The 15,481-nt window shown below is 68.9% G+C and carries 14 protein-coding genes and 1 riboswitch; of the genes, 11 read left to right on the forward strand and 3 right to left on the reverse strand.

From position 1 onward, the window contains the following. Positions 1-84: 84 nt before the first annotated feature. On the reverse strand, positions 85-297 hold the full coding sequence (locus OOJ98_RS06335) for a hypothetical protein (protein WP_267053621.1): 213 nt from the start codon (positions 295-297) through the stop codon (positions 85-87). A 141-nt stretch (positions 298-438) separates the two neighbouring features. Between OOJ98_RS06335 and OOJ98_RS06340 the strand changes: the two genes are divergently transcribed. Next, positions 439-1,413 carry a carbohydrate kinase family protein gene (locus OOJ98_RS06340; RefSeq protein ID WP_267053622.1) on the forward strand — a complete coding sequence of 325 codons (975 nt, stop codon included), beginning with the start codon at positions 439-441 and terminating at the stop codon, positions 1,411-1,413. A gap of 15 nt (positions 1,414-1,428) precedes the next feature. Here the strand turns inward: OOJ98_RS06340 and OOJ98_RS06345 are convergent, their stop codons facing one another. Further along, positions 1,429-2,808, reverse strand: coding sequence for a cysteine desulfurase/sulfurtransferase TusA family protein (locus OOJ98_RS06345; RefSeq protein ID WP_267053623.1), 1,380 nt, complete (start codon positions 2,806-2,808; stop codon positions 1,429-1,431). 273 nt (positions 2,809-3,081) lie between these two features. Between OOJ98_RS06345 and coxB the strand changes: the two genes are divergently transcribed. From coxB to OOJ98_RS06365, 4 genes are all read left to right on the forward strand, one after another. Next, positions 3,082-4,047, forward strand: coding sequence for a cytochrome c oxidase subunit II (coxB, locus tag OOJ98_RS06350; protein ID WP_267053624.1), 966 nt, complete (start codon positions 3,082-3,084; stop codon positions 4,045-4,047). Next, positions 4,044-5,786: a cytochrome c oxidase subunit I gene (ctaD, locus tag OOJ98_RS06355; protein ID WP_267053625.1), complete on the forward strand. Its 1,743-nt coding sequence runs from the start codon at positions 4,044-4,046 to the stop codon at positions 5,784-5,786. Before coxB ends, ctaD begins: the two co-directional genes overlap by 4 nt. Next, the gene (locus OOJ98_RS06360) at positions 5,783-6,181 is read left to right on the forward strand and encodes a cytochrome c oxidase subunit 4 (RefSeq protein WP_120724121.1); all 399 of its coding nucleotides are present in this window, start codon (positions 5,783-5,785) and stop codon (positions 6,179-6,181) included. The genes ctaD and OOJ98_RS06360 overlap by 4 nt, the downstream gene beginning before the upstream one ends. 118 nt (positions 6,182-6,299) lie before the next feature. After that, a complete protein-coding gene (locus OOJ98_RS06365) occupies positions 6,300-7,553 on the forward strand; it encodes an Ig-like domain-containing protein (protein ID WP_267053626.1) in 1,254 nt (417 codons plus the stop codon). A 2-nt stretch (positions 7,554-7,555) separates the two neighbouring features. Here OOJ98_RS06365 and OOJ98_RS06370 read toward each other — a convergent pair whose 3' ends face one another. Beyond that, positions 7,556-7,957, reverse strand: a complete 402-nt coding sequence (locus OOJ98_RS06370) for a hypothetical protein (RefSeq protein WP_267053627.1) — start codon at positions 7,955-7,957, stop codon at positions 7,556-7,558. Positions 7,958-8,144: 187 nt separating this feature from the next. On the opposite strand from OOJ98_RS06370, the gene OOJ98_RS06375 reads away from it, so the two are divergent. The 6 genes from OOJ98_RS06375 (at position 8,145) to OOJ98_RS06400 (ending at position 15,419) form a co-directional block, all read left to right on the forward strand. Continuing rightward, positions 8,145-8,765, forward strand: coding sequence for a heme-copper oxidase subunit III (locus OOJ98_RS06375; RefSeq protein ID WP_267053628.1), 621 nt, complete (start codon positions 8,145-8,147; stop codon positions 8,763-8,765). A 64-nt stretch (positions 8,766-8,829) separates the two neighbouring features. Then, a complete protein-coding gene (locus tag OOJ98_RS06380) occupies positions 8,830-9,639 on the forward strand; it encodes a c-type cytochrome (RefSeq protein WP_267053629.1) in 810 nt (269 codons plus the stop codon). Then, entirely contained in the window at positions 9,636-10,685 is a 1,050-nt protein-coding gene (locus tag OOJ98_RS06385) for a ubiquinol-cytochrome c reductase iron-sulfur subunit (RefSeq protein ID WP_267053630.1), read from the forward strand. Before OOJ98_RS06380 ends, OOJ98_RS06385 begins: the two co-directional genes overlap by 4 nt. A gap of 4 nt (positions 10,686-10,689) precedes the next feature. After that, positions 10,690-12,312, forward strand: coding sequence for a cytochrome bc complex cytochrome b subunit (locus OOJ98_RS06390; protein WP_267053631.1), 1,623 nt, complete (start codon positions 10,690-10,692; stop codon positions 12,310-12,312). A gap of 191 nt (positions 12,313-12,503) precedes the next feature. Then, entirely contained in the window at positions 12,504-13,568 is a 1,065-nt protein-coding gene (gene trpD, locus OOJ98_RS06395) for an anthranilate phosphoribosyltransferase (RefSeq protein ID WP_267053632.1), read from the forward strand. An 86-nt stretch (positions 13,569-13,654) separates the two neighbouring features. Continuing rightward, a riboswitch (SAM riboswitch) is annotated at positions 13,655-13,772 on the forward strand. Positions 13,773-14,018: 246 nt separating this feature from the next. Further along, the gene (locus tag OOJ98_RS06400) at positions 14,019-15,419 is read left to right on the forward strand and encodes an aminotransferase class V-fold PLP-dependent enzyme (RefSeq protein WP_267053633.1); all 1,401 of its coding nucleotides are present in this window, start codon (positions 14,019-14,021) and stop codon (positions 15,417-15,419) included. Positions 15,420-15,481 lie beyond the last annotated feature (62 nt).

A 15,481-nucleotide genomic window follows, 5' to 3' on the forward strand; every position in this document is an offset into this window, starting at 1 on the left:
CCCCCTTACGAGGGACGCCGCTTGGACGGAGCGGGGGAGCGCACGGTTCCATCCGTGCGCCGCACCCCGCGTGATCAGGCCGTTTCAGTCCCCGTATTCGGACATGTCCGCGATCAGCCGTACCGAGGACGGCGGAACGGTCACACCGTGGATGCGGGACGGCGGTACCGGCGCCGGAGCGGCCGCCGCGGGCACGACCCAGTGCGGAGCCATCCGCGCGCAGTCGCCGCGCAGCTTCTCCAGACCCGGATCGGCCGCCGTTCCATGCCCACGCGCACTGCTCACCTTGGTTTCCATGTCCGCACCGTACGCACCGGTCGGTGTGGGCAGAAGGACCTACTATTGGGTAGTTTCCGCCGGTCGGCCCAGCAGGGGCGACCCGGTAGCGTGAACTGTCAACGCCCGCCCCTCCGTATTCTCCTCAGGAGCGCCCCCGTCGTGCGTATCGCAGTCACCGGCTCCATCGCCACCGACCACCTCATGACCTTCCCCGGCCGATTCGCCGACCAGCTGGTCGCCGACCAGCTGCACACGGTCTCCCTCTCCTTCCTCGTCGACAACCTCGACGTACGGCGCGGCGGTGTCGGTCCCAACATCTGCTTCGGCATGGGCCAGCTCGGCGGCCGGCCCATCCTGGTCGGCGCGGCCGGCTCCGACTTCGACGAGTACCGCGCCTGGCTCGACCGGCACGGCGTGGACACCGGCTCGGTGCGGATCTCCGAGGTCCTGCACACCGCCCGCTTCGTCTGCACCACCGACGCCGACCACAACCAGATCGGCTCCTTCTACACGGGCGCGATGAGCGAGGCCCGCCAGATCGAGCTGAAGGCCGTCGCCGACCGCGTGGGCGGCCTCGACCTCGTGCTGATCGGCGCCGACGACCCCGAGGCGATGCTGCGCCACACCGAGGAGTGCAAGGCGCGGAGCATCCCCTTCGCGGCCGACTTCTCGCAGCAGATCGCCCGCATGTCCGGCGACGACATCCGCACCCTGCTCGAAGGCGCGACGTACCTCTTCTCCAACGAGTACGAGAAGGGGCTCATCGAGTCGAAGACCGGCTGGAGCGACGAGGAGATCCTCGCCAAGGTCGGCCACCGGGTCACCACCCTCGGCTCGCGCGGTGTGCGCATCGAGGCGGTCGGCGCCGAGCCGATCCTGGTGGGCTGCCCCGAGGAGGAGGCGAAGGTCGACCCGACCGGAGTCGGCGACGCGTTCCGCGCCGGCTTCCTGACCGGCCTGGCCTGGGGCGTCGGCCACGAGCGCGCCGCCCAGGTCGGCTGCATGCTGGCCACCCTGGTCATCGAGACGCTCGGCACGCAGGAGTACACGATGCGCCGGGCGGGCTTCATGGACCGCTTCACCAAGGCGTACGGCGACGAGGCCGCCGCCGAGGTGCGGGTCCACCTCCAGTAGGACGTCCCTCCGGGGTCAGCTCACCCGGCGCACCCGGTAGGCGGTTCCGGCCGCCGCCGGGTGCTCGCCGAGGTACTCCTGACCCCGCATCTCGCACCACGCCGGGATGTCGAGCCGGGCCGCCTCGTCGTCGGCGAGCACGGTGACCGTGCCGCCCACGGGCACGTGCCCGATCGCCTTGGCCAGTTCGATGACCGGGATCGGGCAGAGCCGGCCCAGCGAGTCCACCGTGAACTCCGCGCTGTCGCCGGGCCCGGCCGCGGCGGCCGGCGCCCCCAGGGTGGACCGTACGGACGCGACGATGCCGGGCAGCACCTCGATGAACCGGTCGACGTCCTGCGCCGAGGTCCCCACGGGCAGGGACACCCGCACGTTGCCCTCGCTCAGGACCCCCATCGCCCGCAGCACATGGCTGGGGGTCAGTGTGCTGCTCGTACAGGACGAACCGGAGGAAACAGAGAATTCCGCCCGGTCCAGCTCGTGCAGCAGCGTCTCTCCGTCGACATAGAGACAGGAGAAGGTGACCAGGTGCGGCAGCCGGCGCACCGCGTCGCCGACCACCTCCACATCCGGCACCAGCTCCACGACCCGGCCCCGGATCCTCTCCACCAGGGCCCGCAGCCGCGCCGACTCGGCCTCCGCCCCGGCCCGTACGGCACGCAGCGATGCCGCCGCCGCGACGATCGCCGGAATGTTCTCGAAGCCGGGCACCCGCCCCGACTCCCGCTCGTCCACCGGCCCTTGGGGTGCGAACCGGACGCCCTTGCGCACCGCGAGCAGCCCGACTCCTGCCGGTCCGCCCCATTTGTGGGCACTCGCCGCGAGGGCCGACCACGCCCCCTCGACCGGCCCCCACGCCAGCGACTGCGCCGCGTCGACCAGCAGCGGCACCCCGGCCGCCCGGCACACCTCCGCCACCTCGGCGACCGGCTGGACCGTACCCACCTCGTGGTTGGCGGACTGGAGACAGGCGAGCGCGGTGTCGGGGCGCAGCGCCGCGGCGTACGCGTCGGGGGAGACCCGGCCCGTGCGGTCCACCGCGACCTCGGTGACCGAACCGCCGTCCGACTCGTGGGACGCGGCCGAATGGAGGACCGAGGAGTGTTCGACCGCGGACACCACCAGGTGCCGCCCGACACGCCGACGCCCGGACAAGGATCCGTAAATTCCCAAGTGCACCGCGCGGGTCCCCGAACCGGTGAAGCTGAGCTCGTCGGGACGGCATCCCACGGCCTCCGCCGCGGCCTCGCGCGCCGCGTCCAGGAGCAGCCGGGCGCGCCGCCCCTCCCGGTAGAGCCGGGCCGGATCGGCCCACCCCTCGTCCAAGGAGGCTTGCAGGGCCTGGCGGGCGACGGGGTGCAGGGGGGCCGAGGAGGCCGCGTCGAAGTAGGGCACGGCGCCACGCTAACCCCGGCCAGGCGCACGAGCGGCGGCGGCCGGGGCGAGGGGTCGTCAGATGGCGCCCGGAGGCCGGGATTCCACCGCGGCTCCACCCCTTCGGGGACTCGGACGGCGCGTTGGGCACCCTCCCCGCGCGACCCCAAATAGCGTCCAGTAGGGTTTGGTCCGCATAAACATCCAAACCCCTGCCCGTGTGCCAGGGCGGCGACCGACCAGCGAGACGGCCGTAGCCGACCACCGCGGGCGAGACTCTCGGGAAGGCGCTACGTGAGTCCCAACGGCTCCGACCGCTCGTCGCGGCGCCCGATGCGGCGGAAGCTGCCGCAGGTGCTGACTGCGGGCCTGGTCCTGGCGACAGCATCCGGTTGCTCGTACAACTGGAAAGACTTCCCTCGACTTGGTATGCCCACTCCGGTGACGGAAGAGGCTCCCAGGATCCTGTCCCTCTGGCAGGGCTCGTGGGCGGCAGCGCTCGCCACGGGCGTGCTGGTGTGGGGCCTGATCCTGTGGAGCGTCATCTTCCACCGGCGCAGCCGCACCAAGGTCGAGGTACCCCCGCAGACCCGGTACAACATGCCCATCGAGGCGCTGTACACCGTGGTTCCGCTCATCATCGTCTCCGTGCTCTTCTACTTCACGGCACGCGACGAGACGAAGATCCTGGCTCTCACGCCGAAGCCCGCTCACACGGTCAACGTGGTCGGGTATCAGTGGAGCTGGGGCTTCAATTACGTCGAGGACGTGCCCGGCGTCAAGGGCAACGCCACGACGGACCCGAACCTGGAAGCGATTCCGGACCGGTTCAAGAAGGACTTCCCCGCGAACGCGGGCGGTGTCTACGACGTCGGTATCCCCGGCACCCGTAACCCGCAGACCGGAAACCCGGGCCCGACCCTGTGGCTGCCGAAGGGCGAGAAGGTCCGCTTCGTGCTGACCTCGCGCGACGTCATCCACTCCTTCTGGATCGTGCCGTTCCTGATGAAGCAGGACGTCGTCCCCGGGCACACCAACTCGTTCGAGGTCACGCCGAACCAGGAAGGCACCTTCCTGGGCAAGTGCGCCGAACTCTGCGGCGTCGACCACTCGCGCATGCTCTTCAACGTGAAGGTCGTCTCCCCGGAGCGCTATCAGCAGCACCTCAAGGAGCTGGCTGCGAAGGGCCAGACCGGCTACGTGCCGGCGGGCATCGCCCAGACCGACCCCGCCAAGAACGCGGAGACGAACAAACTGTGAGCATCCTCAACGAACCTCAGGGTGCCGCGGCAGCAGACGACTCGTACGAGAACGAGCTGCCGGTCCGGCGCAAGCAGCCGGGAAACGTCGTCATCAAGTGGCTGACCACCACTGATCACAAGACGATCGGCACGATGTACCTGGTCACGTCGTTCGCGTTCTTCTGCATCGGCGGCATCATGGCGCTCTTCATGCGCGCCGAACTCGCCCGCCCCGGCACGCAGATCATGTCGAACGAGCAGTTCAACCAGGCGTTCACGATGCACGGCACGATCATGCTGCTGATGTTCGCGACGCCCCTGTTCGCCGGATTCGCGAACTGGATCATGCCGCTGCAGATCGGCGCGCCCGACGTGGCGTTCCCGCGGCTGAACATGTTCGCCTACTGGCTCTACCTGTTCGGCTCGACCATCGCGGTCGGTGGCTTCCTCACCCCGCAGGGCGCGGCCGACTTCGGCTGGTTCGCCTACAGCCCGCTGTCGGACGCGGTCCGGTCGCCGGGTGTCGGCGCCGACATGTGGATCATGGGTCTGGCCTTCTCCGGCTTCGGCACGATCCTCGGCTCGGTCAACTTCATCACCACGATCATCTGCATGCGCGCTCCCGGCATGACGATGTTCCGTATGCCGATCTTCGTGTGGAACGTCCTGCTGACCGGTGTTCTGGTCCTGCTGGCCTTCCCGGTCCTCGCGGCCGCGCTGTTCGCCCTGGAGGCGGACCGCAAGTTCGGTGCCCATGTCTTCGACGCCAGTAATGGCGGCGCGTTGCTCTGGCAACACCTCTTCTGGTTCTTCGGCCATCCAGAGGTGTACATCATCGCGTTGCCATTCTTCGGAATCATTTCCGAAGTGATCCCAGTGTTCAGTCGGAAGCCGATGTTCGGCTACAGCGGACTGATCGGCGCCACCATCGCGATCGCGGGCCTCTCCGTGACCGTGTGGGCGCACCACATGTACGTCACCGGTGGCGTGCTCCTGCCGTTCTTCTCCTTCATGACGTTCCTCATCGCCGTGCCGACGGGCGTGAAGTTCTTCAACTGGATCGGCACGATGTGGAAGGGCTCACTGTCCTTCGAGACACCCATGCTGTGGGCCGTCGGCTTCTTGATCACCTTCACCTTCGGTGGTCTGACCGGCGTCATCCTGGCCTCGCCGCCGATGGACTTCCACGTCTCCGACTCGTACTTCGTCGTCGCGCACTTCCACTACGTCATCTTCGGCACCGTGGTCTTCGCGATGTTCTCCGGATTCCACTTCTGGTGGCCGAAGTTCACCGGAAAGATGCTGGACGAGCGGCTCGGCAAGATCACCTTCTGGACGCTGTTCGTGGGCTTCCACGGCACGTTCCTGGTGCAGCACTGGCTGGGTGTCGAGGGCATGCCGCGTCGTTACGCCGACTACCTGGCGGCCGACGGCTTCACCGCCCTCAACACGATCTCGACGATCTCCTCCTTCCTGCTCGGCCTGTCGATCCTGCCGTTCCTCTACAACGTCTGGAAGACCGCCAAGTACGGCAAGAAGATCGAGGTCGACGACCCGTGGGGCTACGGCCGTTCGCTCGAATGGGCGACGTCCTGCCCGCCGCCCCGGCACAACTTCCTCACGATGCCGCGCATTCGCTCCGAATCGCCGGCGTTCGACCTCCACCACCCGGAGATCGCCGCTCTCGACCAGCTCGAGAACCACGGCGACGTCCACGGTGACAACATGCTCACCGGTGGCAAGGAGGCCGGGAAGTGAAGATCCAGGGCAAGATGTTCCTGTGGCTGTCCGCCTTCATCCTGGTCATGGCCGTCGTGTACGGCGTGTGGTCCAAGGAGGCGGCCGGCACCACCGCGCTCGTCATGGCCTTCGGCCTGAGCGTCATGATCGGCTTCTACCTGGCCTTCACGGCCCGGCGGGTCGACGTGGGCGCCCAGGACGACAAGGAGGCCGACGTCGCGGACGACGCCGGTGAGGTCGGCTTCTTCTCGCCGCACTCCTGGCAGCCGCTCGCGCTCGGCATCGGCGGCGCCCTGGCCTTCCTCGCGATCGCCATGGGCTGGTGGCTGCTGTACTTCTCGGCCCCGCTGATCCTGGTCGGCCTGTACGGCTGGGTCTTCGAGTACTACCGCGGCGAGAACCAGAACCAGTAGGTCCTGGGCACACCGCACCGCACCACCGAGGGGCCCTCCGTCTCACCACGAGACGGGGGGCCCCTCGTTTGCAGTCACCCGACGCGCCGGATCTGACGAATCTTCATACCGTGAGGTCATGAGCCACGCACCGCGCATCCCCACCGTAGTGAGCTGCACCCTCCTGGTCCTGTCCCTCGGTGTGGGGGCCACGGGGTGCGGCGGAACCCACGGCAACCCGCTGTCCGCCAAGCCGTACGACGCGGCCGGGCAGGTCGTCTACAACGGCCCCGCGGGCAGCCAGAAGGCCGATCCCGACAAGCCCCTGGAGATCACCGCCAAGGGCAAGGACGACCGTCTGACCGACGTCACCGCCGTCGACGGCAACGGGCGCTATCTGGCGGGCGAACTCGCCGCGGACGGCAGCAGGTGGCGCTCCACCGCCCCGCTGGTGGCCGGCGCGCACTACACCGTCAAGGTCTCCACGGAGAACGAGGACGGCTCCCCGGGGCTGCGCACGCTGACGTTCGACACCGCGGCGGCCAAGGACGCCGTGGAGGTCGAGTTCGGGCCGGACGCGGGCACGTACGGCGTCGGGCAGCCCATCACCGCGCAACTCAGCAAGCCCGTCAAGGACAAGGCGGCCCGCGCGATCGTGGAGCGGGCCCTGAAGGTCGAGTCCACGCCCTCGGTGGAGGGCGCCTGGTACTGGGTGGACGACAAGGTCCTGCACTACCGCCCGAAGGAGTACTGGCCCACCCACGCCACCATCAACGTCCACTCCAACCTGGAGGGTGTGAAGATCGCCGACAAGCTGTACGGCGGCGCGGGCAAGCCCCTGAAGATCACCACCGGCGACCGCGTCGAGGCCATCACGGACGCCGCGGGCCACACCATGACGGTGAAGCGCAACGGAGAAGTGATCAACACCATTCCGGTCACCACCGGCAAGCCCGGCTTCGCCACCCGCAACGGCGTCAAGGTGGTCCTGGGCAAGCAGTACTTCGTACGTATGCGCGGCACCACCGTCGGCATCTCGGCCGGCAGCTCGGACGCCTACGACCTGCCGGTGTACTACGCGACCCGGGTCACCTGGAGCGGCGAGTACGTGCACGCCGCGCCCTGGTCGGTGGGGTCGCAGGGCGCCGAGAACGTCAGCCACGGCTGCACGGGCATGAGCACCGGCAACGCCGCGTGGTTCTTCGAGAACATCAACGAGGGCGACATCGTCACCGTCGTCAACAGCATCGGCGAGGACATGACGCCCTTCGACAACGGGTTCGGCGACTGGAACGTGTCGTGGGACAAGTGGCGCACGGGCAGCGTCCTGACCGCCGACCTCAAGGCCGGGCAGAGCAAGGTCAACTCCGCCCGGCTGCGGCCGGGAGTGTGAGGTCAGGCACCCACAGCGAGCCGCTTGCGCAGCAGGGAGGCCAGGGCGTCCGCGAACTCGACCGGGTCGACCGGCAGGGTCACCGCGGCGTCCGCACGGCTCCACGTGGCCAGCCAGGCGTCCTGCGGGCGGCCGATGAGGAGCAGCACCGGCGGGCAGTGGAAGACCTCGTCCTTGATCTGGCGGCACACGCCCATGCCGCCCGCGGGGACCGCCTCGCCGTCCAGGACACACACGTCGATGCCGCCGCGGTCCAGCTCCTTGAGGACCGCGGGCAGCGTCGCGCACTCCAGGAACTCCACCGGCGGCACGTCGGAGGCGGGCCTGCGGCCGGCCGCGAGCCGCACCTGGGCACGGGTGTTCGCGTCGTCGCTGTAGACCAGTACGGTGGCGCTCGACTGCATGGATCCTCCGAAGGTCCGGCGTTTTCGCCGACGTTGGGTCATGAACCGATGCGCGGATGCTACTCCGTCCGACTGCCCGTCAACACCGGTTCGGGCAGCCCTTCGATGGGCCGTTCGGGCCCTGCATACGCGCCTGACACACCGAACGGCACCCCCCGGAGTGAGGGCGGGATAAGCGACCGACATAATGTCGGTCGTGGCGACAGCAACGACAGTAGAAACCGGGCACGCGCACCCGTCGGTCAATCGGCCGAACCTCACCAGCGTCGGAACCATCATCTGGTTGAGTTCCGAGCTGATGTTCTTCGCGGCCCTCTTCGCGATGTACTTCACTCTGCGATCGGTAACGGGTGCCGCGCATTGGAAAGAGATGGCCTCGTCCCTGAACGTTCCGTTCTCGGCGACCAACACCACGATCCTGGTGCTCTCCTCCCTCACCTGCCAGCTCGGCGTCTTCGCCGCGGAGCGGGGCGACGTGAAGAAGCTCCGCACCTGGTTCTCCATCACGTTCGTGATGGGTGCGATCTTCATCGGAGGCCAGATCTTCGAGTACACCGACCTGGTGAAGAAGGACGGCCTCTCGCTGTCCTCGGACCCGTACGGCTCGGTGTTCTACCTGACCACGGGCTTCCACGGACTGCATGTGACGGGCGGCCTGATCGCCTTCCTGCTGGTTCTTGGCAGGACGTACGCGGCGAAGAGGTTCACCCATGAACAGGCGACCGCGGCCATCGTCGTGTCCTATTACTGGCACTTCGTCGATGTCGTGTGGATCGGCCTCTTCGCCACGATCTACCTGATCCAGTAACCGGACCCGTAGGTCCGCACCACATCCAGCATCGACGCAGAAGATCCTGACACCGGGGTAATCCGTGAAAAAGCTCTCCGCACGACGACGCCATCCGCTGGCGGCGCTCGTCGTCCTACTCCTCGCGCTGGCGGCCACCGGGGGGCTGTACGCCGCGTTCGCGCCCGCGGGCAAGGCGCAGGCTGACGAAACCGCCCAGTCCCTCGCCATCGACGAGGGCAAGAAGCTGTACTCCGTAGGCTGCGCCAGCTGCCACGGAACCGGCGGTCAGGGAACCTCTGACGGCCCCTCCCTGGTCGGCGTGGGCGCCGCCGCCGTCGACTTCCAGGTCGGCACCGGCCGCATGCCGGCGCAGCAGCCCGGCGCGCAGGTGCCGAAGAAGAAGGTCATCTACACGCAGCCCCAGATCGACCAGCTCCGCGCCTACGTGGCGTCGCTGGGCGCCGGGCCGAGCGTGCCGACCGAGTCGCAGTACAACCCCAGCGGTGCGGACATCGCCAAGGGTGGCGAGCTGTTCCGCACCAACTGTGCCCAGTGCCACAACTTCACGGGTGAGGGCGGTGCCCTGACGAACGGCAAGTTCGCCCCCAGCCTGGAGGACGTGGACCCCAAGCACATCTACGAGGCCATGCAGACCGGCCCGCAGAACATGCCGTCCTTCCCGGACACGACGATGCCGCAGAAGCAGAAGCAGGACATCATCGCGTACCTGCACGCCGTGAACAGCGACACGTCCGCGAGCCCCGGTGGCCTCAAGCTCGGCGGGCTCGGCCCGGTCAGCGAGGGGCTGTTCGGCTGGATCTTCGGTCTGGGTGCCCTCATCGCAGTAGCCATCTGGGTCGCGGCCCACACCGCTAAGGCCAAGAAGTCATGAGTAGCCAAGAGAATTCCGAGAGCCTGCCTGAAGCGCAGGCCACCGCGCACGGCGCGGTAGACACCGCCGGTGACCCCTTCGCCGACCCCGGACTGCCGGCCCACAAGCCGCGCGTCCAGGACATCGACGAGCGGGCGGCCAAGCGCTCCGAGCGCGCGGTCGCGTTCCTGTTCTTCCTGTCGATGGTCGCGACGGTCGGCTTCATCGCCTCGTACGTGATCTTCCCGGTCGACAAGATCGTCTTCATCTTCCCGTTCGGGCATGTCAGCGCCCTCAACTTCGCCCTGGGTCTGACCCTCGGCGTGGCGCTGTTCTGCATCGGCGCGGGCGCGGTCCACTGGGCCCGCACCCTGATGTCCGACGTCGAGATGCCGGCCGAGCGTCACGAGATCGCGGCTCCGGCCGAGGTCAAGGCGCAGGTCATGGCCGACTTCAGGCAGGGCGCGGCCGAGTCCGGCTTCGGACGGCGCAAGCTGATCCGCAACACCATGTTCGGCGCGCTGGCCATGGTGCCGCTCTCCGGTGTGATGCTCCTGCGCGACCTGGGCACGCTGCCCGAGGACAAGCTGCGGCACACCATGTGGGCCAAGGGCAAGGCCCTGATCAACATGAACACCAACGAGCCGCTGCGTCCCGAGGACCTGCTGGTCGGTTCCCTCACCTTCGCCAAGCCCGAGGGCCTGGAGGAGGACGCGGAGGACTTCCAGACGCAGATCGCCAAGGCCGCCCTGATGCTCGTCCGGATCAAGCCGGAGGACATCAAGGACAAGCGCGAGCTCGAATGGTCGCACCAGGGCATCGTCGCGTACTCGAAGATCTGCACCCACGTCGGCTGCCCGATCTCCCTGTACGAGCAGCAGACGCACCACGTGCTCTGCCCGTGCCACCAGTCCACTTTCGACCTCTCCGACGGCGCCCGTGTCATCTTCGGCCCGGCCGGTCACCCGCTTCCGCAGCTGCGGATCGGTGTGAATGACGAGGGTTACCTCGAAGCGCTCGGCGACTTCGACGAGCCCGTCGGTCCTGCCTTCTTCGAGAGGGGCTGACCTGATGACTGCGAAGGATTCACGCGAGCAGGCACCGGCCGGCGAGCGGATCGCAGACTGGGCGGACGGCCGGCTGGGGATCTACTCCCTGGCCAAGGCCAACATGCGCAAGATCTTCCCGGACCACTGGTCCTTCATGCTCGGCGAGATCTGCATGTACAGCTTCATCATCATCATCCTCACGGGTGTGTATCTGACGCTGTTCTTCCACCCGAGCATGAACGAGGTCGTCTACGACGGCTCGTACGTGCCGCTGCAGGGCATGCACATGTCCGAGGCGTTCAACTCGACCATGCACATCAGCTTCGACGTGCGCGGTGGTCTGCTGATCCGGCAGATCCACCACTGGGCGGCGCTGATCTTCCTCGCCGGCATGTTCGTGCACATGATGCGCGTGTTCTTCACGGGCGCGTTCCGCAAGCCGCGCGAGGTCAACTGGCTCTTCGGCTTCCTGCTGTTCGTCCTCGGCATGTTCACCGGCTTCACCGGTTACTCGCTCCCGGACGACCTGCTGTCGGGCACCGGTGTCCGCTTCATGGAAGGCGCGATCCTGTCCGTGCCGGTCGTCGGCACGTACCTCTCGTTCTTCCTGTTCGGCGGGGAGTTCCCCGGCGGCGACTTCGTGGCCCGGTTCTACTCGGTGCACATCCTGCTGCTGCCGGGCATCATGCTCGGCCTGATGGTGGCGCACCTGATCCTGGTCTTCTACCACAAGCACACCCAGTTCGCGGGTCCGGGACGTACCAACAAGAACGTCGTCGGCATGCCGCTGCTCCCGGTGTACATGGCGAAGGCCGGCGGCTTCTTCTTCCTGGTCTTCGGCGTCATCGCGGTCGTCGCGGCGATCGCCTCGATCAACCCGATCTGGGCGATCGGCCCCTACCGGCCGGACCAGGTCTCCACCGGCGCCCAGCCCGACTGGTACATGGGCTTCTCCGAAGGCCTCATCCGAGTCATGCCGGGCTGGGAGATCAACCTGTGGGGCCACACCCTCGTCCTGGGTGTGTTCATCCCGCTGGTGATCTTCCCGCTGGTCCTCGCGGCCATCGCGGTCTACCCGTTCATCGAGGCCTGGGTCACCGGCGACAAGCGCGAGCACCACATCGCGGACCGGCCGCGCAACGCCCCGACGCGTACCGCGTTCGGTGTCGCGTGGATCACCTGGTACACGGTGCTGCTCATCGGTGGTGGAAACGACCTCTGGGCGACCCACTTCCACCTCTCGATCAACGTCATCACCTGGTTCGTGCGGATCGCGTTCTTCGTCGCTCCGGTCCTCGCGTTCATCGCCACCAAGCGGGTCTGCCTGGGCCTGCAGCGGCGCGACGCCGAAAAGGTGCTGCACGGACGCGAGTCCGGCATCATCAAGCGGCTGCCGCACGGTGAGTTCGTCGAGATCCACGAGCCGCTCGACGCCGGTGCGCGCTACAAGCTCACCGCGCACGAGCAGTACCAGCCGCTCGAACTCGGTCCCGAGACCGACGAGAACGGTGTCGCCCGCAAGATCCCGCGGACGCAGAAGCTGCGCGCCAAGTTCAGCAAGGGCTACTTCGGCGAGGGGAACCAGATCCCCAAGCCGACGGCCGAGGAGTACGAGGAGATCACGAGCGGCCACGGCCACCACTGATCCCCGCTTGACCTGACGGTCGCCACAACCGAGGCTCCGGCCCGGCCCCTTGACGGGGGCCGGGCCGGAGTCTTTTCCGTACCCGCGCCGTACCCGCGCCGCGTCCGCAGTGCGGGCACGCATGCCGCGGCGCCTCCCGCTCTCGATAGGCTGACGGGCGGTATCCCATCCTTTTTGACCCAGGAGCGACCATGAGCGCTGTTACCCCCACCGGAGGCGACACCGTGGCGGCCTACTCCTGGCCGGGTGTCCTGGACTCGCTGCTGAGCGGCACCGACCAGAGCGAGGACGCCACCGCCTGGGCGATGGACCAGATCATGAGCGGCGAGGCCACCAACGCCCAGATCGCCGGCTTCATGATCGCGCTGCGCGCCAAGGGCGAGACGGTCGCCGAGATCACCGGCCTGGTGCGCACCATGTACGCGCACGCCCATCTGATCCGGGTGCCGGGGCCCAGCGTCGACATCGTGGGCACCGGCGGCGACGGCGCCAAGACCGTCAACATCTCCACCATGTCGGCGATCGTGGTCGCCGGGACCGGCGCCAAGGTCGTCAAGCACGGCAACCGCGCCGCCTCCTCCGCCAGCGGCGCCTCCGACGTCCTGGAGAAGCTCGGCGTCAATCTGCGGCTCACCCCGCAGCGGGTCGTGGAGGTGGCCGAGCAGGCCGGGATCACCATGTGCTTCGCGGTGACGTTCCACCCCGCGCTGCGCCATGTGGCCGCGGCCCGCAAGGAGTTGGGCATCCGCACCACCTTCAACGTGCTCGGCCCGCTCACCAACCCTGCCAAGGTACGCGCCCAGGCCACCGGGGTGGCCGACCCGCGGATGGCGCCCATCGTGGCCGGGGTGCTCGCCGAGCGCGGCTCGTCGGCCCTGGTCTTCCGCGGCGACGACGGCCTGGACGAACTGACCACCACCGCCACCTCCCGGGTCTGGGTGGTACGGGACGGCGCCGTGCGCGAGCAGAGCTTCGACCCGCGCGACGTCGGCATCGAGATCGTGCCCATCGAGGCGCTGCGCGGCGGCGACCCCGCTCACAACGCGGAGATCGTCCGCAGGCTCCTGACCGGCGAGAAGGGCCCGGTCCGGGACGCGGTGCTGCTCAACTCGGCCGCCGCCCTGGTCGCCCTGGAGCCGGGCGAGGGCCCGCTCGCCGGGCAGATCGGAGCCGCGATGGCGCGGGCCGCCGAGGCCATCGACTCCGGGGCCGCCCTGCGCTCCCTGGAGCGGTGGATCGCCGCGAGCAACGCCTGAGGCCGTACGCGGTGTGACGCACGGCGCAGTCCGGATCGCGGACTGTGCCTTGCGCCCGCGGCGACGTGTGGCAGGATGCTGTCCAAGGTCATGAGTGACAGCGATTTAGGCCCCGGCTCGCTGTCCGGCAACCCTCCGTCCGTGGCGGGGTGCCCCGGGTGAAGACCAGGTCGTAGGCAGCAAGGTCTACGGCAAGCGCGGACCCCTGGACATCGCGTGATGTCACAGCCCTGGGGTCCTGGTCCTCAAGGGAGCAGTCTCGTGAGCAAGCGAATGCGATAGGGCGTTTCCGCCCCTTCTTCACCGTCCTCCGCGCGGCCCCTTCTTCGCCGCGTGTCCGAGGACAACACCCGTACACGGCAGGCCGGTCGAGCCCTCGCGCTCCCCGGGCCACTCCGCCGTACCCGGGGTCCGAAGCCAACTCGCCTTGCCCTGCTGGGAGATACCGCCATGTCCGCACGCCCCGCCGCCACCGTTTCCGCCTCGGCCTCCGTCGACTCCGCCGCGTCCGCCGACCCCTGCTGTGCGGCGCCGCTGCCGGTGCTCGGCCGCGACGTCACCGTGCCGCTCGTCACCGGCGGCGAGGTGACGTACGCCGCCCTCGACTACGCGGCGAGCGCGCCCGCCCTGCAGCGGGTCTGGGACGACGTCGCCGCGTACGCCCCGTACTACGGCAGCGTGCACCGCGGTGCCGGCTACCTCTCGCAGCTCTCCACCGACCTGTTCGAGAACAGCCGGGTGACGGTGGCGGAGTTCCTCGACTGCCGCCCCGGCGACCAGGTCGTCTTCACCCGCTCCACCACCGACTCGCTCAACCTGCTTGCCCGGACGCTCCCCGCCGACTGCCAGGTCTTCGTCTTCGAGACCGAGCACCACGCCTCGCTGCTGCCGTGGCAGGACGCCCGCGTGACCTACCTGAACGCGCCGCGCACGCCGCAGCAGGCCGTCGAGACGCTGGAGCGCGCGCTGGCCGACCGCGACCCTTACGGGCCGGCGCTGGTCTGCGTCACCGGCGCGTCCAACGTCACCGGGGAGCTGTGGCCGGTGCGCGAGCTCGCCGCCGCGGCGCACGCGCACGGCGCCCGCATCGTCCTGGATGCGGCGCAGCTCGCGCCCCACCACCCCGTCTCCGTACGGGAGTTGGACGTCGACTGGGTCGCCCTTTCCGGGCACAAGCTGTACGCGCCGTTCGGCTCGGGTGTCCTCGCGGGCCGCGCGGACTGGCTCCAGGACGCGGAGCCGTACCTGGCCGGCGGCGGCGCCTCCAAGCGGGTCGCGCGGCGCGCCGACGGCGGCGTGGACGTCGAGTGGCACACCACGGCGGCCCGCCACGAGGCCGGCTCGCCCAACGTCATCGGCGTCTACTCCATCGCCTCCGCCTGCAAGGCGCTGACCGAGGCGGGCTTCGACGAGCTGGTCGAGCGGGAGCGGCACCTGATCGCGAAGGTCCGCGAGGGGCTTGCCGAGGTGCCCGAGGTGAGGGTCCTCTCGCTCTTCGGGGACGACGCGCCCCGCGTCGGCGTCATCTCGTTCGTCGTCGACGGGTGGAACAGCTCGCACTTCGCGGCGGCGCTCTCCGCGGAGTACGGGATCGGGGTGCGCGACGGCCTCTTCTGCGCCCACCCGCTGGTGCGCACGCTGCTCGGCAGCGAGCCGCAGGACCCGGGGGAGTGCGGGGCGCCGGAGGCGGAGCCGGGCGAGCGGTCCCTGAACGCGATCCGGGTCAGCTTCGGTGCGGGGACCCCGGACGAGCACGTGGAGCGGTTCGTCGGGGCGGTGCGGGAGCTGGTGCGGGACGGGGCGGCGTGGCAGTACCGCACGGAGTCCGGCCGCTGCGTCCCGGCGGTGTGACCCCGCCCCGCGGTGGGCGCGACCGTTCGGTGCCGGGTGCCCTACTAGGGGCGCGGGGAACT

The sequence above is a fragment of the Streptomyces sp. NBC_00083 genome (assembly GCF_026343295.1).
Classification (GTDB): Bacteria; Actinomycetota; Actinomycetes; order Streptomycetales; family Streptomycetaceae; genus Streptomyces.